Annotated in this window: 14 protein-coding genes; 13 read left to right on the plus strand and 1 reads right to left on the minus strand. The window is 53.6% G+C overall.

Features of this window, described 5'->3' with window-relative positions; genetic code table 11:
* Window positions 1–14 precede the first annotated feature (14 nt).
* From AC4G46_RS08695 to AC4G46_RS08710, 4 genes are all read left to right on the plus strand, one after another.
* Window positions 15–1,913, plus strand: a complete 1,899-nt coding sequence (locus tag AC4G46_RS08695; RefSeq protein ID WP_491127580.1) for a serine hydrolase domain-containing protein — start codon at window positions 15–17, stop codon at window positions 1,911–1,913.
* 264 nt (window positions 1,914–2,177) lie between these two features.
* On the plus strand, window positions 2,178–3,011 hold the full coding sequence (licT, locus tag AC4G46_RS08700; RefSeq protein ID WP_491127581.1) for a BglG family transcription antiterminator LicT: 834 nt from the start codon (window positions 2,178–2,180) through the stop codon (window positions 3,009–3,011).
* Window positions 3,012–3,129: 118 nt separating this feature from the next.
* Window positions 3,130–5,037: a beta-glucoside-specific PTS transporter subunit IIABC gene (locus AC4G46_RS08705; protein WP_491127582.1), complete on the plus strand. Its 1,908-nt coding sequence runs from the start codon at window positions 3,130–3,132 to the stop codon at window positions 5,035–5,037.
* A gap of 382 nt (window positions 5,038–5,419) precedes the next feature.
* Window positions 5,420–6,892, plus strand: a complete 1,473-nt coding sequence (locus AC4G46_RS08710; protein WP_491127583.1) for a glycoside hydrolase family 1 protein — start codon at window positions 5,420–5,422, stop codon at window positions 6,890–6,892.
* Window positions 6,893–7,926: 1,034 nt separating this feature from the next.
* On the opposite strand, the gene AC4G46_RS08715 is transcribed toward AC4G46_RS08710, so the two are convergent.
* Complete coding sequence (locus AC4G46_RS08715; RefSeq protein WP_491128827.1) at window positions 7,927–9,969, minus strand: beta-galactosidase; 2,043 nt, start codon at window positions 9,967–9,969, stop codon at window positions 7,927–7,929.
* 193 nt (window positions 9,970–10,162) lie between these two features.
* On the opposite strand from AC4G46_RS08715, the gene AC4G46_RS08720 reads away from it, so the two are divergent.
* From AC4G46_RS08720 to AC4G46_RS08760, 9 genes are all read left to right on the plus strand, one after another.
* Window positions 10,163–11,131, plus strand: coding sequence for an ABC transporter permease (locus AC4G46_RS08720; protein WP_491127584.1), 969 nt, complete (start codon window positions 10,163–10,165; stop codon window positions 11,129–11,131).
* A 17-nt stretch (window positions 11,132–11,148) separates the two neighbouring features.
* Complete coding sequence (locus AC4G46_RS08725) at window positions 11,149–12,036, plus strand: carbohydrate ABC transporter permease (protein WP_277471660.1); 888 nt, start codon at window positions 11,149–11,151, stop codon at window positions 12,034–12,036.
* A gap of 118 nt (window positions 12,037–12,154) precedes the next feature.
* Window positions 12,155–13,717 carry an extracellular solute-binding protein gene (locus AC4G46_RS08730; protein WP_491127585.1) on the plus strand — a complete coding sequence of 521 codons (1,563 nt, stop codon included), beginning with the start codon at window positions 12,155–12,157 and terminating at the stop codon, window positions 13,715–13,717.
* Between the two features lie 92 nt (window positions 13,718–13,809).
* Complete coding sequence (locus AC4G46_RS08735; RefSeq protein WP_491127586.1) at window positions 13,810–16,182, plus strand: helix-turn-helix domain-containing protein; 2,373 nt, start codon at window positions 13,810–13,812, stop codon at window positions 16,180–16,182.
* An 83-nt stretch (window positions 16,183–16,265) separates the two neighbouring features.
* Window positions 16,266–18,977: an exo-rhamnogalacturonan lyase family protein gene (locus tag AC4G46_RS08740; RefSeq protein ID WP_491127587.1), complete on the plus strand. Its 2,712-nt coding sequence runs from the start codon at window positions 16,266–16,268 to the stop codon at window positions 18,975–18,977.
* A complete protein-coding gene (locus tag AC4G46_RS08745) occupies window positions 18,974–19,669 on the plus strand; it encodes a DUF1961 family protein (protein WP_491127588.1) in 696 nt (231 codons plus the stop codon). The genes AC4G46_RS08740 and AC4G46_RS08745 overlap by 4 nt, the downstream gene beginning before the upstream one ends.
* Before the next feature lie 836 nt (window positions 19,670–20,505).
* Entirely contained in the window at window positions 20,506–21,306 is an 801-nt protein-coding gene (locus tag AC4G46_RS08750) for a polysaccharide deacetylase family protein (RefSeq protein WP_491127589.1), read from the plus strand.
* A gap of 129 nt (window positions 21,307–21,435) precedes the next feature.
* Entirely contained in the window at window positions 21,436–22,632 is a 1,197-nt protein-coding gene (locus AC4G46_RS08755) for a hypothetical protein (protein ID WP_491128828.1), read from the plus strand.
* Between the two features lie 254 nt (window positions 22,633–22,886).
* Window positions 22,887–24,254, plus strand: coding sequence for an MATE family efflux transporter (locus AC4G46_RS08760; protein WP_491127590.1), 1,368 nt, complete (start codon window positions 22,887–22,889; stop codon window positions 24,252–24,254).
* The last annotated feature ends 39 nt before the right edge of the window (window positions 24,255–24,293 follow it).

Genomic DNA, 24,293 nt, shown 5'->3' on the forward strand with positions numbered 1-24,293 from the left:
CAAGGAGGCTGTACATGGGAAAAGATATCCGTTACGCATTTTATAAGCCGCTCTTTAGCTGTCTAACCGTTATTCTCCTGCTTTTGTCTGCAGGGCTCCCCGCTTATGCGGCGGAAGGTACGGTAGTGCCGGCTGCAGATGTTACCCCCACCGGAATCAAACTGTCTTCACTTGAAAATGTTATCAATTCCCATATGACACCTGCGCGCATGGAGACAACAGCAGCCGTGTCTGTCGCTTTCGTTAAGGACGGACAGACGATATTCAATAAAGCGTACGGCTTGGCTGACGTAGAGAACCAGATTGCAGCGGACACAGACACGGTATTTGAATGGGCTTCGATTACGAAGCTGCTGGTCTGGACCAGTATTATGCAGCTGGTGGAGCAGGGGAAGCTGGATTTGCAGACGGATATCCGTGAGTATCTGCCTGAAGGCTTTTTGAAGAAGCTGAAATATGATGATCCGATTACGCTGCTGAACCTGATGCATCATAACGGGGGCTGGCAGGAGCAGTTTACGGACGGCTTATATTTGACCAAAGATGAGGTTTCCGAGCTGTCCGAGGAGGTACAAATCTATGAACCCCGGCAGGTCTACAGACCGGGAACAGTAGTGGCCTATTCCAATTACGGCGCAACCCTGGCGGGCTATATTGTTGAAGTGCAGAGTGGCCAGCCGTTTTATGAGTATGTTAATGAGCATATCTTTGATGTGCTGGGGATGGATGCTACTTCCATTCATCCGACGCATGAGGATAATCCGGCTGTTGATGCCGCGAGAGACAGGATCCAGGGCTATACAAAGGAAATGAAGCTGATCAAAAACAGCCGCGGGTATGAAGGGGTTTATCCGACAGGCGGTACAATTGGCACAACAGCGGATCTAGCCAAATTTATGGCTGCTTTTATGCCACCCGAAGGGAAGGTAAGCCCGCTGTTCAAGAGTAATGTTACACTTCAGGAAATGCTGACACCCAGCCTGAATGTTGAGGGCACGGATATTCCGAGGATTGCCCACGGCTTCTGGGTGAAAGAGCACGCTGTACCGACGCTGGAGCACGGTGGAAACCGGTATGGTTTTTCGGGTAATTTTGTAATGGATCCCTCTTCCGGATTCGGAATGATTGTTATGGTTAACCAGCGGTACGAATATCAGTACTGTACAGAGCTTGTCGATCAGGTCTTTGGCACCTACAAGCCGGAATCCTACAATGGGGAACTTCCGGACAGTTCAGAGGTAGAAGGCACTTATCTGCCTGCGAGGCGTGCGCTTGAAGGGTTTGCTAAGATATACGGGTATCTTGATCAGGTTGAGATTACAGCAGTCAACAGCCGGATGTATACGTGGAATGGTAAGCAATCCTCTAACCAGTTTGCTCCCTATGCCTATACTCCGCAATACCGGTCGGGTTCAGAGCATTTTATAAGGAATGATCAAGGGGCGGTTATCAAATTTTCTACCCAGTATGATGATTATCTGCTACTTAAAGGACTTGCAGTTCATAGTATCACAATTTCGAAAATTGTTTTTGGGTTTGGTACAGCAATTATCTTATATGCACTCATTAACGGTTTAATACGCCTCAGTATACGGAAGATCAGGAGAGTGCCCGGTCCTGCATCCGGCTTGGACAAATATCATTATTTAATCAGTACGGCGGGGCTTATTTTTATCATAAATAATTTGTTTCTGCTAAACCGCAATTACGCATATGCCAATTATGCCGAAGTGCGGGTGAACCTTATCATAAATATCGTCTATGTCTTACTGGCTGCAGGTTATATTGTGTTACTGCTGCTGAAGCTGCAGCGTACCAAGAGCAGAAAAATGAGGAAGGTACTGTACGTGCTGTCCGGCCTGTCGGCTGTATTGTTCAGTGCGCTGATTATCGGATGGGATTTGTACTTTTAGTATGCAAGGCAGATGCATAGTTCAGACTGCGGCTGGTTAAAATTAGGTTACAGCAGACCACGCAGGGGAGATATGGAAGCAAGGAAGCAGCCTGAAGGTGGCCGGAGCATTTTTAAAGTGATGGTTGACACCGTTTTCAGCTTGTGCTAAATTGTTTCCGAGGCTTGTTACCGGTAATGCGGGCAAAACCACAGTGGAAATGATTCTGTCATAGCCATTGTTGTTTTGCCCTTTTTTGATTCCTCAAACACAGGTGGGTTTACAGTGATCATCAAACAAATTTTTAACAACAACATCGTCAGTACGCTTGATGACAAGAACCAGGAGCTGCTTATCCTCGGCCGGGGTATCGGTTTCCAGTTCCGTGCAGGTGACACGATCGATGAAGGGCGGATTGAGAAAATCTTCCGTCTGCAGGATTCCTCGATCTACGAGCGCTTCAAAGCGATTGTTACCGAGGTGCCGATTGAAATTTTGCAGGTGACGGATGATATCGTCAGTCTTGCCCGTATGCAGCTGAATAAGCAGATCAGTGACGGGATTTACGTATCCCTGTCGGATCATATTAACTTTGCCGTACAGCGGATGGCCCGGGATCAGATTGTCCGTAACCCGCTGTCGTGGGAGGTGCAGCACTTCTATAAGGCTGAGTACGATGTGGCCAAGGAAGCGCTGACGATTCTCAGGGAGCGGCTGAGGATTGATTTTCCGAAAGATGAAATTTGCAATATCGCCCTGCATTTCATTAATGCTGAGGTCAATGATTCGATGAACGATGTGACACATCTGATGCAGCTGCTGCAGGAGATTATGAACATCATCAAATATCATTTCAGTGTGGATCTGGATGAGGACAGCGTCAATTATTTCAGATTCATTACGCATCTCAAATATTTCTGCCAGCGGGTCATTACCCATTCCAGTCATGATGACACGGAGGAATATTTGTACGAGGTTGTCCGCAAGAATTACCCGGAGACGTTCAAATGCATCATCAAGATCGAAACGTTTATTCTCAAAAACTATGATTATGTCATGACGCATTCCGAGCAGCTCTACCTGACACTGCATCTGGAGCGGCTGATGAAAAGTAAATAACCAAGGGCTTGTTACTGTTCAATCAGGCAAAACCCGGATGAGGCACGGTACGCGTAAGAGCGCGGAGTCGGTGTGTTCGTTCGGGTTTTTTATATGCCAATTAATAGGGGGAAGTAAGATGAAACATCAGGAAACAGCACAGCAAATCGTCCAGTCCGTGGGCGGGGTGGACAATGTCAACTCGGTGTACCACTGTGTAACCAGGCTGCGTTTTGAGCTTAAAGACAACAGCAAGGCCGATCAGGCCGCACTCAAAAAGCTGGATATGGTCATGGGCACCAACATCTCAGGCGAGCAGTTCCAGGTCATCATCGGCAACGACGTGCCTAAGGTCTACGATGAGATGGTTAAGGCTTATCCGGCGCTCAAGCAGAGTGGGGAGGGCAGTAAAAAAGAGGATGGAAAGAAACAGAACGTCATCCTGAAAATTTTCGAAACGATCGCAGGCGTATTTGCGCCGATGCTTCCGGCTATTACGGCTGCCGGTATCCTTAAGGGGCTGCTGGCCCTGTTCGTAACACTGGAATGGCTGACAACCGGAACGGATACGTACCGGATTCTCTCCGCCATCGGTGACGGAGTATTCTACTTCCTGCCGATCCTGATTGCCTTCAGCGCAGCCCGGAAATTCGGCAGCAATCCGTTTATTGCGGTTGGAGTAAGTGCGGCACTGATGTATCCGGACATGGGTGCATTATTGTCGAGCGGTAATCCGGTTGCCTTTCTGAACATTCCGGTTACTGCCGTATCGTATGCTTCATCGGTTATTCCGATCCTGCTGGCCGTATGGCTGCTCTCTTATGTGGAAAAGACGGTGGACCGTTTCATTACACCATCGCTTAAATTGCTGCTTGTTCCATTGATTTCCCTGCTTATTATGGTTCCTGTAACACTGATTGCAATTGGGCCTCTGGGAACCTTTATCGGTGACGGCCTGTCCGGCGGCATCAACTGGCTGCTCAATGAAGGCGGACTGATCTCCGGTATCGTCCTTGGCGGTGCAATGGCCCTGATTATTATGACGGGTATGCACTACGCGCTGGTTCCGGTTATCATCAGCAATCTGGCAACGCTTGGCTTCGACAAATTCCTGCCGCTGACCTACATCTCCAATATGGGGCAGGCTGGGGCAACACTGGGTGTATTCTTCCGGGCAAAAGATAAAAAGCTGAAATCCGTAGCACTCTCCACCAGCTTTACCGCGCTTATGGGTGTTACTGAGCCGGCGATGTACGGTGTCAATATGAAATACAAAAAGCCGTTCATCGCGGCGATGATTGGTAGTGCGGCAGGGGGCGGCTTCGCGCTGGCCTTTGGAGCTAAAGCATACGCACTTGCCGGTAACGGCGGTATTCCGGGTCTCCCTGGACTGGTCGGACAGACGTTCTGGTACGCTTTTGGCGGGATGGTTATCGCCTTTGTAGTCGGCGCTGTCGTTACAGTGCTGCTGGGAATCCAGGAAGAGGCGGATGATGCTGCACAAATTTCCGGCAATATTGCTGCTAAACCGGCTAATGAAGCACCGCAGGCAGCAGCTCCGGCAGCGGTTGAAGTAGAAGCGGCATCCGCAACTGCAGACAGCACGGCTTACGCACCGATGAGCGGTAAAGCGATTCCTTTAAAAGAGGTCAACGACCCTACCTTTGGTGATGAGTTGATGGGCAAGGGGCTTGCCTTTGTGCCGACAGTTGGTGAGCTGGTATCTCCAGTCAGCGGGACGGTAATGAATGTATTCAAAACCAAACATGCCATGGTCATCCGTGACGCAGACGGTATGGAGCTGCTGATCCACGTCGGCATCAACACCGTTAAGCTGCGCGGCCAGTTTTTTGAAGCCCATGTGCAGACCGGTGATCAGGTGCAGGCCGGCGACAAGCTGCTGACCTTCGATCTGGAGCAGATTGCGCAGAATTATGATATTACTACCGCTATGGTTGTTACGAACACTGCGGACTATAAGCAGATTCTGCCGATCAAGCTGGGTCCGGTTGGTTTTGGTGAGCCGGTGCTGCGGGCGGAGCTGTAGGTTCGATATTAGACCGTGCTGCTTGCAGGCACAAAAGTTGAATTTACAACCGCCCTAATTCGGGAATTTCCCGGGCAATTAGATCAATTTTGTAGTACTTAACCGAGGATGGATTTGCAGGCGCAGCAGATACAGAGCACTTTTTACAAAAAAATATGATATAGATTGAACTTGAAAACTTAAATTAAGGGGGAAGTGGCGGAAGGAATTTTGGAACTGTAGGAGCGGAGCGTCCGCCTTTATGTTTGGATTTCTACCGCGTTCAGCGGTTTAAATCAGGAAATCCAAACATAACAGCGGCCGGAAGTCCAAATATTCCTGGAGTCACGGCTAATCCCAAAATGAAAAATTCACCAGTTCAATCTATATAACAACCAAGGAGATGAGCACATTGAGCATACAGCAAGGGTTTCCGGAAGGTTTTTTGTGGGGCGGCGCGATCGCAGCCAATCAGGCGGAAGGTGCTTTTGATGCCGACGGCAAAGGGCTGTCCACCGCGGATATGGTGCCTTATTTTAAGAAAAAGGATTATACCAATCTGAAAGAGCTGATGCATGTCACCAGCGAATCCATTCAGCGGGCAATGCAGCATACTACGGCTGAGGGGTATCCGAAGCGTTACGGGATTGATTTTTACCACCGTTATAAGGAAGATATCGCTCTGTTCGGCGAGCTGGGCTTCAAAGTGTTCCGGATGTCGATTAACTGGGCGCGGATTTTCCCTAATGGGGATGATGCTGAGCCGAACGAAAAAGGGCTGCAGTTCTATGACGATATGTTCGACGAGATGCACAAGTACGGGATTGAGCCGCTGGTTACCATGTCCCACTATGAAATGCCGATGTCACTGGTGCTGAATTATGGCGGCTGGAGAAACCGTAAGGTGATTGGATTCTATGAAAAGTATGCAGAGACGGTGATGACCCGCTACAAGGATAAGGTTAAGTACTGGCTTACCTTTAATGAGATCAACACGACCGTCATTGAACCGTTCACCGGCGGCGGGGTGGTTGAAGATACAGTCGATAATATCCGTGAAGCGTCTTACCAGGCGCTGCATCACCAGTTCGTGGCCAGCAGTCTGGCAACGAAAAAAGGCCGCGAGATCAATCCGGACTTCCGCATCGGCTGTATGCTGGCGCGCATGATTCACTATCCGGCAACCAGCAGCCCCGAAGATGTACATCAGGCACAGGTGGACAACCAGCTCAATCTGCTGCATACCGATGTGCAGGCGCGGGGCAGTTATCCTCCGTTTGTGAAGCGGTATTTTGCCGAAAATAATATCAATCTGGTTGTTGAGCCGGGAGACGAGCAGCTGCTGCGTGAGCATACGGTAGATTTTATCTCCTTCAGCTACTATACCTCGCTAATCTCTACAGTGGATCCGGAGAAATACGGCGTGACCGGCGGAAACCTGTTCAGTACGGTGAAGAATCCGAATCTGCAGGTGACCGAGTGGGGCTGGCAGCTTGATCCGATCGGCCTGCGTATTGTGCTCAAAGAACTGTACGACCGTTACCAGCTTCCGCTGTTCGTTGTTGAGAATGGTCTTGGGGCTAAGGATAAAGTTGAAGAAGACGGTTCAATCAACGACGACTACCGGATCGACTACCTGCGCAAGCACATAACTCAGGTTAAGGAAGCGGTCATGGACGGCGTTGACGTGATGGGCTACACCAGCTGGGGGGCGATTGATATTATCAGCGCCTCGACCTCGGAAATGTCCAAGCGTTACGGCGTGATCTATGTGGATCAGGACGATGAGGGCAATGGTACGCTGAACCGGTTCAAGAAGAAAAGCTTCTACTGGTACCAGAAGGCGATTGCTTCGAATGGTGCGGATCTGGATTAATAGCGGGGGAGTGTGGGGTGGAAGCTTCGCTTCAGCATAGCTGTCGTAATGGTGTGTAGAGCGATTAAGAGCTATTGACGGAGACGTTGCTTAGCCGCTTAAAGCAGAAGACCTTTTAACTGCAGTTTGTACAATTAAAAACGGTACATTCCTGCCATCCCGCCATATAAGTGTATTCTGTGCAGCTATATCTGCCCGTATCGGCCTAAAGTGGGGTTATGCGGACATTTTAATTGTATGGAATACACTTATTATGTGTTTTCCGTGCCAAAAGGGCTGTTTTAGTTGTATAAAGTGCAGCTATGTAGAATAGTTGGTTGGCGGAGTGGTCTACAGGGGAGGCCTGAGCAAGCTAAGTGGATAATCGCCATCTATTTCTGCTCCAATTCCCCTGAATAAGGTTGTTAGTTGGAAAAACGACACTTAGTTCTACTGTATCTACGCTAAAGTGGCTTAATGGACAGAAATAGATGCGGTTTATCCACCTAATTATTGAAATGTTTAATAAATGGTGGAATTAAGTGGCGAAAATCCAACTAGTTCGGGGAGCCATAAGTGCGAAAGTATGCGAGTAGGCAGCAGTAAGTATGAGGGTGTGCGGGCAGACGTATGCTCATGAGTGGGACAGTTGAGTAACTAAGTATTTATGGCAGGGTTAAGTGGCCTACGCAGCTTGCTAATAAGCGGAATCAACCCTTAAGCAATACTTACAACATTTAAAAAGCAGTATGCAGCGGAGTAAATCCGGCTGCGTACTGCTTTTTTTGCGATTTAACGGGTGTGGCAGGGATGTGGAGCCAACTCAACTGAGCGCGACGAGCACGAGCATGTACGACCAAGTATGTGCGACATAGGTAGGACGAGTGTGTGACGAGTGTATGACGGCAAGCATGTGCGATCAAACGGGAGCACCCATTCATGTACGGCCAACACGCACATCCCCAATTCGATGTGCCGGATGTGCCGGATTCCGTGCACCGGGGTTATTGCAGCATTACCCGCTCCCGAATGATTCGCGATATAGCGCCGCGCCCTTAGTCCTCCAGCGCGATGAGCCGGTATTCATACGGCCCGAGTGTCAGCGGGCCGGCCGGCACAGCTCCGCCGGCCAGAGCATCCTGCCCGCTGCGCGGCAGGGTAACAGTGCCCCCGAGACCGTCCATGTTCACGACGGTCCACAGCTCGCCGCTGCTGCCGCGCCGCGGGCACACAACCGTGCCTGCGGTGACATCGCTGCGCAGCGTCACCCCGGCCCGGCCGGCGTAATGCCCGATCAGCGCGCGCAGCTGCTGATCGCCGTCCTCGCCGGTCGGCAAAGAGCCGAGCATGACGATGGCCCCGCGGCCATAAGGCTGCTCTGTGACAAAGGCCTGGCCCGGCGTCCGGCCTTCCGTGATCTCGCCGATCACAGAAGCTCCGCCGGGCAGCGGCTCAAACACCGCGCTCCATAAGGACAGCGGCGCGGACAGGCCAAAGGCCTTCCCGATGCTGCCGGTTCCCTCCATCGGATAGACGTATTTGGTATGCACGCCTGCATAGCGCTCTAGCTCACCTAGAGCAGCATCGGTATGCAGGGTGTGTTCGGCCGTGCGGCCCCCGCTCAGCGGGCCGGCGATCCAGATGCCGCCGGCTTCGGCGAACGCCAAGGCCCTCTCCATAAATCCGGGCGACAGATAATGCACAAAGGGAGTGAACAGCAGCTTATAGCCGCTAAGGTCCCCGCCTTCGGGCACCAGATCGCGGTGGATGCCCATGTCCACGATCCGCTTATAGAAATCGCCGAGCAGGGAGCGGTAGTTCAGCTGCTTGTGTGGCTCGGTGGCCAGATAAGCTTTGGTCCGGTCTGAATAGGTGATGGCCACCTCAGCCTGTACCGGCCGGGTATCCAGCATATGCGGCTCGATAGCCAGCCGGGCCTGCGAAGCGGCCCGCACATTATCGTAGCCGAGCGCCGGGTCACCCCAGGCACTGAGGATGGAGCTATGCGTCTGCTCGCTGCCGGAACGCTGCTGCCGCCACAGCCAGTAGCAGAAAGCTCCGGCTCCAAGCGCATAGGCAGACACAGCTTCGGCCGTAAGATAGCCGTCCGGATGCGGCTGTCCGTAGCTCGTAAGAGATCCGGCGTATGCGGGGCTTGTCTCAAGCAGCCAGAAATCCCGGCCGGGCTTGAAATTGCGCCACAGATCACAGTTCAGCAGATAAGCGTGCCGGTTGGCCTGGGAGGCATACGTGTCATAAGACGCGAAATCCAGCTCATGGTACAGCTGCTCATTATCCAGATGAAAAGCAACGCTGCTGTTATGAGTGATGGGAACATCCGAGTATTGGCGAAGAATAGTTGCCTGCTCTGCCGCAAATTCAGCGATTTTTTCCATCTGGAACAGCCGGTACATCGTGACCAGTGAGGAGTTATGCAGGAAGGGGGTAGCCACCGGCTGAGGTACCTGATCAAAGGCCTGGTAGGTATGGCTCCAGACCGCGGTTCCCCAGGCCTCATTCAGCCGGTCTATGCTCCCGTAGCGCTGCTCCAGCCATTTATGCCACAGCCCCTTACAGGTACCGCACATGCATTCAGCCACATGTGCTTTGAATTCGTTGTCGAGCTGCCAGGCGGCAAGACCGGGCAGCCGGCCCAGCTCCCGGGCCAGATGTCCGGCAATGATAGCGGCCCGCTGCCGGAAATAAGGGTTGTTCGTGCAGATATGCTGACGCGACCCGTGGCTCATAACGGCCCCGTCCGCCCGGACGAACAGCCGCTCCGGGTGTCCGTGCGTCAGCCAGACCGGTGGTGTCGCCGTCGGGGTACACATAATGGTGTCAATACCGTGATCATGCAGCTGCCGGATATGCTCGGCAAACGGGCGGACATCGATAATATCCTCCTCCGGCTCCAGCTCTGACCAGATGAACTCGCCCATGCGGACCAGATTGATCCCGGTTTCCTTCATGAGCTCAAGATCGGCCAGCCGCTCAGCCTCCTCCCACAGCTCGGGGTACCATGCGGCGCCGTAATACAATTTATGCTTCACTAAGCATACCTCCAGGAGATTATAATGAGGGAATTGATCTTCCGGCATCATAGTTGCTGCCTGTCGGACCGGCAATAGTAAAGTTTTGCCGGCTTTGCACTTTTTTGAAGCGGATTGTACCGGGGCTGATGCAGGGCAATCCAAAAAGTCCGATTGCCGGAAAAATCTGCCGCCGACATAATGGGAACCGTAGCCCCCTGAAAGCAAGACGGGGCTGCCTATTCAATCGGAGGTGAATGTAATGAAGCAAGGAGCGGCAATCGGAACAGCTGAAATACATGCTGCTTCAAATTACCGCAGCAGACGGGAGCTTTTCTTTAGACGCCTGAAACGAGACAAATGGCTCTATATCCTGCTGACCCCGGGAATCCTGTATTTTCTGCTGTTCAAATACGTGCCAATGTGGGGAGTACTGCTCGCTTTCAAAGATTTTCAGCCTTTTCTGGGCTTCTGGAAAAGCGAATGGGTGGGTTTGGAGCATTTCCGCACGTTTTTCCAGAATCCGGATTTTTTCATGCTGCTGCGCAACACGCTTGTATTGTCTCTTCTGAATCTGGTGTTCTTTTTTCCGGCACCGATTATCCTTGCGCTGCTGCTGAATGAAATCAGGTTGTCCTTCTATAAAAGGACAATCCAGACGCTGATCTATGTACCCCATTTCATTTCTATGGTTATTGTCGCGAGTATCTCCTATGTATTCCTGACAACTCAGGGCGGGGCAGTCAATGAATTCCTGTACACAGCTACAGGAAGCAAAATAGACTTCCTGGCCGACCCGAACTGGTTCAGGCCGATGATTATCCTGCAGACAATCTGGAAGGAATGCGGCTGGGGGACAATCATTTTCCTCGCTGCGCTGGCCGGTGTTGATGTGGAGCAATATGAAGCAGCAGTGATGGACGGGGCTAGCCGCTGGCGGCAAATCTGGCATATCACGTTGCCGGCTATCCGCAGTACCATTGTTATTCTGCTGATTCTGCGGATGGGTACCATTCTGGACAACGGCTTTGAGCAGATTTATCTGATGATGAATGCGCTTAACCGTGAAGTAGCCGAGGTGTTCGACACCTATGTGTATGCACTCGGGATTACCCAGGGGGCATTCAGCTACAGTACGGCGGTCGGGCTGTTCAAGTCGGTCATCGGTGTTGTACTGGTACTCGGTACCAACTGGCTCGCCAAGAAGTTCGGCGAATCGGGACTTTATTAAAGAGGGAGGCTGCGTGCGTGGTTAAGAAGCAATATCGAAGCGCCGGAGAGGTTACTTTTGACGTATTCAACTATTTAATACTTGGAATTATCGGAATCGCGGCCATCCTGCCGTTCCTGTTTGTGGTCGCCGGTTCGTTCGCCACGGAAGCGGAAATCACAAAGCGTGCGGTCTTTCTGATTCCGACAACGATCTCTTTTGATGCTTACAAATTCATCTTTTCTACAGATACGATTGTACGAAGCATTGGGGTGTCGTTATATATAACGGTAATCGGAACTATTGTTAATCTGTTCTTTACGGTAACCATGGCATATCCGATGGCCAAACGCTATCTGATGGGCCGCAATCTGATCCTTAATCTCGTTATTTTCACCATGCTGTTCGGGGGCGGTATGATTCCCACTTATCTGGTTATCCGTGACCTCCACCTGCTGGATACCTTGAATGCCTTGATTCTGCCGGGGGCGATCAGCGCCTTCAATCTGATTATCGTCAAAAACTTCTTCCAGGAGCTTCCGGTTGAAATGGAGGAGGCGGCGCGGATCGACGGCTGCAGCGAGCTGGGTCTGCTGTGGAAAATTGTACTGCCGCTCTCGAAGCCGGTGCTTGCGACCTTTACTCTATTTTATGCGGTCGGACACTGGAACAACTTCTTCTCTGCGCTGCTATATATCAATGATCCGTCCAAGTGGCCGCTGCAGGTGATGCTGCGCCAGATCGTTATGCTGTCCCAGTCGGCAGCCGGCGATTTAAGCTCGATGGACCCGAATTTTGTACAGCCGCCGGAGCAGTCGATCAAGATGGCAGTTATCGTGGTCGGTACACTACCGATTATGTGCGTCTATCCGTTTCTGCAAAAACATTTCGCCAAAGGGGTGATGCTGGGTTCGGTTAAAGGTTAAAAAAGGTAAAGATGTTATGCCAACAAATAAAGGGAGGATCATTATGAAAAATCAACGTTCAACAGGAAAGAGTTCCATTAAATTCAAAAAGCGGTTGTTTACGCTACTGTCAACAATTATGATTGTAAGTGTGATGTCAGGCTGCGGAAATAACGGCGGAACAAATAATGCAGCAGGAACAAACGGGGCTGCAGGCAGTGATGGAACGGCCAAGCCTGAAACAACAGCGGGAGCAGAAGCAGAGAAACCGCTGGATCTGACGCTGATGCTGCCGATTTTTAAAACGAATTATCCGAAGGATGACAGCCCGGTTGCGGCCAAGCTGGAGGAGCTGACCAATACGAACATCCATTTTGAATGGGTGCCGAATGCCTCCTATACCGATAAATTCAACATTACGCTTGCTTCAGGCAAGCTCCCCGATATTATTTATGTAGGCGATGTTAAGGCTTCAAGCTTTGTGAATGCAGCAAGATCAGGCGCTTTCTGGGAGGTAGGACCTTACCTGAAGGATTATCCTAACCTGAGCAAGGCCAACCCGGTTATTTTGAACAACTCGGCCATTGACGGCAAAAACTACGGGATTTACAGAGGCCGGGCGTTGGGCCGCAACGGTGTCGTATTCCGCAAAGACTGGCTGGAGAAGCTGGGGCTTGAGAATCCGCAGACCGTGGATGAATTCTATAATATGCTGAAAGCGTTTAAGGAGCAGGATCCGGACGGCAACGGCAAGGATGACACCTACGGTATGGTAATGGTGAAGTGGACAGGCGGATGGGCCAGCGGCTTCGATACGATCAAGCTGTGGTTCGGCTCCCCGAACAGATGGGGTGTGCAGGATGGCAAGCTCGTTCCTGAGCATGAATATCCTGAATATTTGGAAGCGCTTGAATTTATGAAAAAGCTGTACGACGAGAAGCTGATTAACTCCGACTTCGCGGTTATGGACAGCTCCAAATGGAATGATCCGGTTGTAAACAACCAGGCCGGCGTTATTGTCGATGTAGTGGACACTGCGGCCCGTATTGACGACAAGATCCATGCTGCACTCCAGAAAGAAAGTAAGGACGAGCCTGACCGTCACTACATGGATGTTATGGGCGGCGTTACAGGGGCGGACGGACAGCTTCATACACTCCCGACCTCCGGTTTCTCCGGTATGCTGGCAATTCCGAAATCCTCCGTCAAAACCGAGGATGAGCTGAAGCGTGTGCTGGCCTTCCTGGATAAGGTGAACGACGGGGATCTGCAGACGCTGCTGGGATATGGGCTTGAGGGTGTTCATTACAACCTGGTGGATGGTTTTGTCGAACGTTCAACTGACACCGTCCTGCTGGAATCGGAAGTGGAAGGGCTTAACCAGATGATCCCTTATATTCCTGATGAGAATGCGAAGGATGCGAAGCAGATTAAGCAGACCCCGCTGCGGGACAAGCAGACTAAGGTGCAGGAAGATAATAAAGCAACCATTGTTGTAAACCCTGCTGAAGCGCTGATTTCTACCGTATATACGCAAAAAGGCTCACAGCTTGATAATGTCATCAACGATGCGCGCATCAAGTTTATTGTCGGACAAATTGACGAGGCCGGCCTGAAGGCAGCCTTTGATGTATGGCGGAAGACAGGCGGGGACGAGCTGGTAAAAGAAATGAACGAGTTGTACGCAAAAACGGCTAAATAGCGTCCGGCCACGCTCCATGCACCGGCCGTAAGTAGCCTCATTAACGCCGCAAGGCTGCAATGCAAAACTATGAATTCGGCTGGTGAATACACATGGAGAATACAATAACAGCAATGAAACGCAAAGGCTACAAGCGGATATGGGCGGGCCGTAAAGGCCGGTATTACCGCAATAATCTGATTATTGTGCTGATCGTCTCGTCCATTCCCGGCCTGATTATAGGACTACTTGTGTATTGGATGGCAGGCGGAAGTCTGGAGGAGGAGCTGCTCGATATGCATAACCGGCAGATCGAGCAGCGTGCCGCCAACATTGATGACCAGCTGTCCAATCTGGAGCTGATGCTGGCCCACTGGGCTTTTGATCCCAAATTTGACTACAGCCTGAAGAATATGGACTTTACCATGAACCACGAGCGGGCCTGGGACATCACCAAGACGCTGGTGGTCATGCAGGGCTCCAATTCCATGGCCCGTCAGGTGGAGCTTTATCTGGCCGGAGACCGTCCGGTGCTGTTTAACACGGAGTACGGTACGGTCACTTCCAGCGGAGCTGCCGTTTACGAAAAGCTGATGAAGACCGAGCAAAGCACCTACTGGACAGAGCAGGCTTTTGATCCGGCCAAGCCTCAGCAAAAAGAACTGACACTTGTGCATCATATTCCCGGCGGCAGCCTTGAGCCGTTCGGGGTATTGCTGCTGCGGATGGATACACAGAGGGTCTCAGATATGCTGCGGACCATGACCCCGTACAACAGTGGAGAAGTCTATATGCTGCGAAAATCGGGCGGTCTGTTCATCTCCGGGAGCGGTACTGACGGTGCCGCCACGCCATTTGTCAACTCGCTGCAGGCGGCAATTGAGGCAAGGGGCAGCGGAGACAGTACGTCGTTTCTGTACGACTGGAACGGAGTTACCTATGCGGTGACTTACGGCGATTTTTCCCGGATTGCCAGTGAATGGCTGTATGTATCGGCTTCGCCTATTTCCAGCATAACCTCTCCCGTGGTGGAGCTTTCCCGGACCATTATCATGGTCAGCCTGAGCGCTCTGCTGCTCGCTGCTGTCCTGTCGTGGATCGCTTCCCGTAAAATCTATTCCCCCTTCCGCCGCCTGCTGCAGACGCTGCTCCCTGAGCATGTTGTCTGTGAAGGCCGGGAGGATGAGGTAACACTGATTGAGCGGCACTGGCAGAATCTGCACGGGCAGCAGAATGCCCTGCAGTATACGCTTTCGGAGCAGCTGCCGCATGTGCAGCGCAGCTTTCTCCACCAGCTGTTCCAGGGCTATTTATATGCTTTTTCCGAACAGGAGCTGCAGAGCCGGATGAAGCAGTATAAGTGGGAGGTGGAGGACTGCGTCTTTGTAGTGCTGTACATTCAGCTTACCGGCATCTCCAGCCTGGAGGGTAAGTTCCGCAGCGGCGACGAGAGTCTGGTGTCCTTTGCGGCGGTGAACATCATCGGGGAACTGGCGGCTGAGCATTTCGAGCGCGCCGAGACAGTCAATCTGCACAATCTTACAGCAGGCATTCTGCTGATCGGGCCTGGAGGCGGCCCGGAGACGGGAAGGGTGCAGGCGTTCGGCGAAGAGCTGGCTGCCACGATTAACCGGATGCTGAAGCTGCAGGCTACCGTGGCCTACAGTGCGCCGATCGACAGCATCTCCGCGATTCCGCGGTCCTTTGAAGCGGCCAAGCAGGCAGCAAGCCACCGCAGATACGGGGGCGGCAACCAGGTGGTCAGCCTGGAGCAACTGGAGCGGGAAGGAGAGGGAGCCCATATGCCGCAGTATTCGTTCGCTCTGGAACGCGGACTGATTCAGGCGCTGCGCACCGGCGAGGCGGAGGAGGCAGACCGGCTGCTGGAGGAATTCCTCGCCACGCTGTCCGCTGACGGCGCCAAGGTAATTGATGTGCAGCAGGGCATGCTGCATCTGCTCGGTGCAGTACAGCATGCGGTGCTGGAAGCAGGGATTGCGCCGAACCAGCTGTTCAAGGGCAGGAACCTGTATGCCAGCCTGTCACAGATCCATGAGCCGGGCATGATCCTGCCCTGGTTCCGCGATCATGTGGTCTCGCCCTTCCTGAAGGAGCTGTCTGAGCGTTCCGACGCCGGAATCCGGCGGACGATTGACCAGGCCATGCTGTACATTCAGGAGCACTATATGGACAATATCTCGCTGGACAGCTGTGCAGATTATACGGGGACCAGTCCGTTCCTGCTCAGCAAATCCTTCAAGCGGGTTACCGGACAGAATTTTATTGATTATTTAACCGGGCTCAGAATCGAAAAAGCGAAGGAGCTGCTGCGCGACACCGATCTGAAAATGAACGATGTTGCGCTGCAGGTCGGCTATCAGCAGAGCTATTTTAACCGGATATTCAAAAAACAGGAGGACATCACACCCACACGCTACCGTGAGCTTAGCCGGCATGAAGGGGAGAAGGATGCGGGAACCCGGTAAGGGTGCGCACCGGAAGCCGGAATATGCCTGAAGGCCGCCTTCCTGCGCCTGTACCGCCTGCTGTGTGATGCGCCCAAAAGGAGATGACAGCTTTGTCCTCAGCCTTGCCGATCCGATTACACTGGCTGAATCAACCCGCAGCGGCTGCGGGAGTTACCTGGGGAGTTCCCTGGACCAGAGGAGAGCTGAACCGCGAAGGACTCTCTGCACTTTATCTTGGCAGCCAAGACGGCAATTCCCGTCTGCCGCTGCAAAGCCGTCCGGCCGCTTATTGGCCGGACGGCAGCATTAAATGGTCGTTGCATTCTGCGGTCTGCCCGGAGGGCAGCGCGGAAGAGTACGTGATAGAGCGGTCTGCGAAGCCGCAGGAGGTTCAGTACGCAGCAAAGGTATCTGTTCAAGATACAGAGGCTGCCTTCGTTGTGGACACTGGCGCTATTGTATGTACCGTGGAAAAGCGCGGTGCGGAGCTGGTCTCGCGGATCATCCGCAGGGGACCGGCAGAGGATATCAGTAAGGCAGAGCAGGGAAGGCCGGATGGTAATTCCGGATATTCCGGAGATATAAAGGATTGTAATGCAGAGACAGAGCATCTGGTATGCTGCGGAAGCGAGCTGGTCTGTGTCCGGGAGCAGCGGGATATGCTTAGCGGTGCGCTTACGCTGCGGCAGGAACGGTTCACCGGGGAGACCCGGCAGGCTGCCCTGGAGGAAGCGGGGCCGCTGCGCGCCGTTATCCGCCTGGAGGGAAGACACCGCAGCCGCAGCGGCGCCGGGGAGTGGATTCCCTACACGCTGCGGCTGTATTTCTATGCCGGGCTTGAGAAGGTCCGGCTGGTGCATACCTTCCATTATGACGGTAATCCGCATCAGGACTTCATTAAAGGGCTGGGTATCTCGTTCAAGGTGCCGCTCAGCGGCCCGCTGTATAACCGCCATATCCGGTTCACAGGCAGTGAAGGCAGCTTCAACGAATCACCCAAGACGCTCCATACCCGCAGGACCAAAGGCAAATATGCGGAGCTGTTCGCGGCCCAGCTGGAGGGCCGCAGACTGCAGTTTGACCCGGAGGAGGATGCTTATTTCACCGGGCTGCTGCGGGATTCGGCAGTGTGGGACAGCTTCCGTCTCGTTCAGGATTCCTCCGAGCATTATGCAGTTCATAAGCGTACCGGTCCGGACTGTGTCTGGATCAAGGGAGCGGAAGGGCGGCGTGCCGGAGGGCTTGGCTATGTCGGCTCAGAGTGCGGCGGGCTGGCTGCCGGAGTGAAGGACTTCTGGCGGAAGTGCCCATCTAGCCTTGAGCTCAGCGGCCTTTCCGGTGACGAGGCTGCGCTGACCGTCTGGTTCTGGTCGCCGGAGGTGCCGGCCATGGATCTGCGCCACTATGACACCAAGACGCATGTGGAATCCTCCTATGAAGGTGCAGAGGAGCTGCGGGCTACCCCGTATGGTATAGCCAACACCAATGAGCTGACCCTGTGGTGCACTTCAGGAACGCCGGATCCGGCCGGTTTGCAGCGGATGCAGCTTGAGGCCGACCACCCCCCCCTGCTCGTTTGTGAACCGGAGTATTATCACCGCAGCCGGGCGTTTGGCCTTTGGAGTCTGCCCGACCGGAGCACACCGGCTAAGGCTTATCTGGAGGAGCGGCTGGACGGAATTATTTCCTTTTACCAGGCGGAGGTAGAGCAGCGCAAATGGTACGGCCTGTGGGATTACGGCGATTTCATGCACAGCTATGATCCCGTGCGCCATGTCTGGAACTATGACCTCGGCGGCTGTGCCTGGCAGAATGCGGAGCTGGTGCCAAATATGTGGCTTTGGGTGAGCTTTTTGCGAACCGGGCGGGCAGACATTTTCCGTATGGCTGAGGCAATGACCCGGCATACCAGCGAGGTGGATGTGTACCATTTCGGGGAGTATGCAGGCCTCGGCTCGCGGCATAATGTCGTGCACTGGGGCTGCGGCTGCAAGGAAGCGCGGATCGCGATGGCCGGACTGCACCGCTATTACTATTATCTTACCGGCGATGAGCGGACCGGCGACATCATGGACAGTGTGAAGGATGCCGACTATACGACCGTGACACTGGACCCGATGCGGGCTTATTTTCCCAAGGATGAATTTCCGACACATGTGCGGGTTGGCCCGGACTGGGCTGCGTTCAGCTCCAACTGGATGACGAGGTGGGAACGGTACGAGGAGACGGCTTACCGCGACAAAATATTGACGGGGATAGACTGCATCAAAGCAGCCAATCTGCGGCTGATCTCCGGTCCAACCTACGGCTATGATCCGAAGACCGGCATCCTCAGCCCGATGGGCGATGATAACTGGGGCCGTCATCTGGCAATCTGCATGGGCGGGCCGCAGGTGTGGTTTGAGCTGGCCATGATGCTGGAGGACCCGGAGTGGGAGGATATGCTTGCAGAGTTTGGGGTGTTCTATAACCTGCCGGAGGAAGAAAAGAACGTTATTGCCGGAGGGGCGATTACAGGCAGGCTGCGGTTCGAGCATCCTGTGCTGAGTGTCGCCATTGCTGCTTACGGGGCCTGGTACAAGGATGACCGGGCAACGGCTGACCGCTGCTGGAACATCCTGCTAGAGAATCCGTTCGGAGCCGTCCATCTGCAGGAAGAGCAGACGCTGGTCACTTACATGGAAGAGCTGAATGAAATCGGCTGGATGAATACGAACGAAGCCTCCCAATGGTCGCTCAATACGATCATTGCCCTGGAGCTGATTGCAGAAGCCTTGCCGGAGCGGGAATCCGTGAAGGGGGCGGAAGCATGACAGCACAGCAGAATGCGGCGCTGATCCCGGAGCAGTGGCGGGAGATCTACCGCAATACGCTGGCGGGCCCGGAGCAAACGGCCGGATTCCGGATGGAGGGGGATGGGGCCGTAACCTTTCCGATGGGCCGGCTGCGGCTGGAGAGCACCCGGGCTGCTTCGGAGGGGCAGAAGGCAAATGTTGTGTTCTGGTGCCCTGAGGTTTTTCCGGGGGACCTGGCAGTGTCGTGGACATTCCGGCCGCTGCGGGAGCCGGGGCTGGCCATTCTGTTCTTCGCTGCCGCCGGTGCCGGAGGTAAGGATCTGTTCGACCCGTCACTACGGGCAAGGACAGGGGAATACGATCAGTATCATCACGGGGAGATGAATGCTTTCCATATCTCCTATTTCCGGCGGATGTGGGAGGAGGAGCGTTCCTTTCACACCTGTAACCTGCGCAAAAGCTACGGCTTTCATCTCGTCGCGCAGGGGGCTGACCCGCTGCCGGATGTGGCCGATATGACCTCAGCTTACGAGATGCTGGTAGTGAAGCAGGGCGCTGCAGTTACGTTCGCCATCAATGGACTGCCGCTGCTGCAGTGGACCGATGACGGCTCGGCCTATGGTCCGCTGCTGGCCGGCGGCCGGATCGGCTTCCGCCAGATGGCGCCGCTGATTGCAGAGTACAGTGATCTGATTGTGTATGCGCCCTGAAAGGATCGGAAGCCGCCGGAAGCGGGCGCATTGTAAGTAACGAAAGGCATAAATGCCCTTGAATTCGGCGTGCGCGGCCAACTGGGCGAAATGAAGGGCATAAATGCCCTTGAATTCGGCTGATGCGGCCAAATGGGCGAAATGAAGGGCATAAATGCCCTTGAATTCGGCGGACGCGGCCAAATGGCCGGAATGAAGGGCATAAATGCCCTTGAATTCGGCTGATGCGGCCAAATGGGCGAAATGAAGGGCAAAAATGCCCTTGAATTCGGCGTGGGCAGCCAAATGGGCGAAATGAAAGGCAAAAATGCCCTTGAATTGGGCGGACGCGGCCAAATGGCCGGAATGAAGGGCATAAATGCCCTTGAATTCGGCGGACGCGGCCAACTGGGCGAAATGAAGGGCATAAATGCCCTTGAATTCGGCAGATGCAGCTAAATGGACGGAATGAAGGGCATAAATGCCCTTGAATTCGGCTGATGCGGCCAACTGGGCGAAATGAAAGGCAAAAATGCCCTTGAATTCGGCTGATGCGGCCAAATGGGCGAAATGAAAGGCAAAAATGCCCTTGAATTCGGCGTGCGCGGCCAACTGGGCGAAATGAAGGGCATAAATGCCCTTGAATTCGGCAGATGCGGCCAAATGGCCTGAATGAAGGGTAAAAATGCCCTTGAATTCGGCTGATGCAGCTAAATGGACGAAATGAAGGGCATAAATGCCCTTGAATTCGGCAGATGCGGCCAAATGGGCGAAATGAAGGGCAAAAATGCCCTTGAATTCGGCCGATGCGGCCAAATGGGCGAAAAACTATCAATATCCAAGGAGGCGTAACAGCAATGCCCGGAGTGTATTACTGCTATCCGCAAGGCCGGCACAAGGCGCTGACCATGAGCTATGATGACGGCAGACGGGCCGATGAGCGGCTGGTCGGCCTGTTTAACAAATATGGAATTAAAGGAACCTTTCACATAAATTCCGGCCTGCTGGGAGAAGGGGACCGGATTACAGCGGAGGAGCTGCCTCAGCTGTATAAAGGTCATGAAGTCAGCGCCCACACGCGGCGGCACCCGACGATGGCCCGCTGTCCGCAGGAATTCATCGTTGAGGAGATTATGGAGGACCGTAAGGCGCTTGAGGCGCTGCTGCATCAGCCGGTCCGCGGGATGTCATACCCGAACGGGTCATATACCGCCGAGATCAAAAAGCTGCTGCCGCATCTGGGCATTGAGTATGCCCGGACCGTGCAGAGCACCGGCGGCTTCGGTCTCCCGGAAGACTGGCATGAATGGCCGGCGACCTGCCATCACAACCGGAATCTGCTTGAGCACACGGAGAATTTCCTCGGACTGTTTAAACGGCAGTACCTTTATCTGATGTATGTGTGGGGCCACAGCTATGAATTCGACAATGATGATAACTGGGAGCTGATGGAGCAATTCTGCGCCATGGCAGGCGGACGGGATGACATCTGGTACGCCACTAATCTGGAGTTTGTCCATTATATGAAGGCCTGCCGGAATCTGATCTTTTCGGCAAGCCGGGATTTTGTATACAATCCGAACGCTTCAGCAGTCTGGCTTGATGTTGACGGAAAAATAGTAGAGGTGCCCGGGGGGCAGACGGTGGATTTAGGCTGAGCACAGGACGGGAGACAAGGAGGAGCTACTGTGAATAATGTGAATAAAGCGGGCAGTCCGGCTGAAGGCGATCAAGCCTTGCACCGGCTGGCCGGGATCGATATCTCGGCTGCCGGGCCAAGATGCAAAATGCTGCTGGGGGATCTGGACGGGGACGGCAGGGCTGAGCTGCTGCTGGTTCAGCCCGATAACCGCCAGGATGTAAGATATATTCCGCATCAGGTGCAGTGCCTGACCGCTTTTGATCTGGACGGTCGGCTGCTGTGGCAGACGGGGAAGCCGGATGAGGGAGCTGGCAGCCAGGGCTCGGATTATCCGGCCCAAGTTTATGATATTGACGGTGACGGTGCGCTTGAGGTGCTGTGCGTCATGGACGATAAGCTGCAGATCCTGGAAGGGGCAACGGGAAAAGTAAAGGCAGTCCATAAACTTCCGTCTGCTGAAGCCCATGACTGCATCATTATTGCCAACCTGAGCGGTAACGCGCACCCTTCCGACATTATCCTCAAAGACCGCTATCACCGGCTGTGGGCGCTGGACAAAAACCTTCAGCTTCTATGGACTCATGAAGGCAATGTGGGCCATTATCCGTGGGTGTATGATCTGGACGGTGACGGACGCGATGAGGTCATGGCCGGATACGATCTGCTGGATGCTGACGGAAAGCTGAAATGGAGCTGCCGTGATCTTGACGATCATGCGGATTGCCTCTGGGTCGGGGACGTGAACGGCGACGGCCTTCCCGAGCTGGTGGTCGGGGGAAGTGTTACGGTAATGTATAACCGGGAAGGGCAGGAGCTGTGGCGGTACGAGGGCTCCATTGAATCCCAGCATCTGGCGCTTGGACGCTTTTGCCCTGAGCTGCCGGGACTGCAGATTGCCGGACTTGACCGCATGGTCCGCGAGGATGACGGCAAAGGCCTTAAGGGAAAAGACGCTATGTTCCTGCTGGATCAGAACGGCAAGGAGCTGTGGAAAGAGGAGCGTACTACAGACGGCTGGCTGACGATCGTGGATGCGGTCAGCAGCTTCTGGAAGAATGCGCCGGATTACATTTTGGCGTACCGGCGCGGGGGAGGCGTGCTGCCGGCGCTTTATGACGGGAAGATGAACAGGGTTGCACAGTTCGCCGAGCAGGGTTATGCCGTGCACGGGGATCTGCTCGGCAGCGGCACGGAGCAGGTTATCATCTATACGGATGAACTGGCCGCAGTTTATGCCGGCGAGCCGCTTCCTCTTACAGCGGTCCATCCGGGCCGGCCGCTGCCGCAGCCAAAGCGGCTGTACAGCTCTACCTTGTACCCGGGTGGGGAAGTGGGGCTGTAAGGCCTTATTCAGGTAAAAGCACGGCTGCAGGCAATGGAGTGCGCCTGTCATATCAAAGTATCCAAGCAATAACCTGCGAGGCATATGCCTGCGGGTTATTGCTTTTTTCACATAGAAGGTGCCTGTGGTAAATACCGGTTATCACCCTGATAACAGACGAAAGTCAGAATTTGTAGTAAACTGGAAGGAATGTATTTCGCGCACTCTAATCCTACAGAAAAGAATGTGATCTATTTATGCAGCTTCAGGCTCGAATGCCAAACAAAAAATGGCTGGAGAAACACCTTTCCGGGGAAGGGATGGATTACCGGCAGATTATCGCCCTGTTTCTCCCAATCCTGATTGATCAGGCTTTCATCATCGGGCTAAATCTCGTAAATACAGCGATGATCAGTTCGTCCGGAATGGCGGCGGTCAGTGCGGTGAATATGGTGGATTCACTGAATATTTTTCTGATCAACGTATTTGTGGCGATTGCGACCGGAGGTACGGTGGTGGTTGCACAGTATAAAGGCAGCGGAAATGACCGCATGGTGTCACAGGCTGCTGCGGGCTCCGTTACTTCGGTGTCGCTGATCGCTGTGGGCATCGGTCTTCTGCTCATGGGCTTCCACTCGCCGATATTGAATCTTCTGTTCGGGTCTGCCTCCGCCGATGTGCTGGACAATGCCCGGATTTATATGATCGGCAGCAGCATCTCCTATCTGGGGATTGCCGTGGTTCAGGCTGTATGCGGTGCGCTGCGGGGCGTAGGCCGGACGCGGGCTTCCCTGATGCTGTCGCTGATCATGAACCTGTTGTATGTACTCTTGAACATTATTTTTATAAATCTGCTGGACATGGGTGTACTGGGCATGACGCTGGCGGTCAATATTGCGCGGTATACAGGGATGATCTGTGCCCTTGTCTATCTGTTCAAAATCGACACCGCTCTGCGCGTACGTGCCCGCGACCTGCTCCATATTCCGCTCAGCATGCTGCGCAAAATTATGTTCATCGGTGTACCGTTTGCGGCGGAGCAGATGTTTTTTAACGGCGGCAAGCTGCTGACCCAGATCTTCATTGTGAGCCTGGGTACGTATGCCATCGCAACCAATGCGATAGCCGGCTCATTAGCCATGGTGTTCCAGATACCGGCCAGTGCGCTGTCGCTGACCATTGTGACGGTTGTCGGCCAGAGTATCGGGAGGGGAAATGTCGCCGATGCCAGAAAGTTCATCAAAGCCTTCCTTTGGATCGGTTCGGGCTCTCTGGCCCTGATCGCCCTGATTCTGATGCCGCTGTTTCACCCGCTGGTGTCAATCTTTTCTCCGCCTCCGGAAATTATTGATGATTTGTTTATAGTACTGCTGGTCAATGCCATTGCCCAGGTTCCGCTGTGGGCGGTCAGCTTTATTTTGCCGTCGGCACTGCGGGCAGCAGGGGATTCACGGTTCACGTCCATTACCTCGATGCTGACGATGTGGCTGTTCCGGGTTGTTTTTGGCTATGTTCTGGGAATCGTGCTCGGCTTCGGTGTACTGGGGGTCTGGATTGCGATGAACAGCGAGTGGGCCGTCCGCGGGGCTGTTTTTCTGTGGCGGTTCAGAGGAGAAAAATGGTTTGCGCATAAGCTGATCTAAAGACCGCAAGGAAGCGGTTACGCTAAACATTTTGCCGGT

The sequence above is a fragment of the Paenibacillus sp. fava2 genome (genome assembly GCF_058313675.1).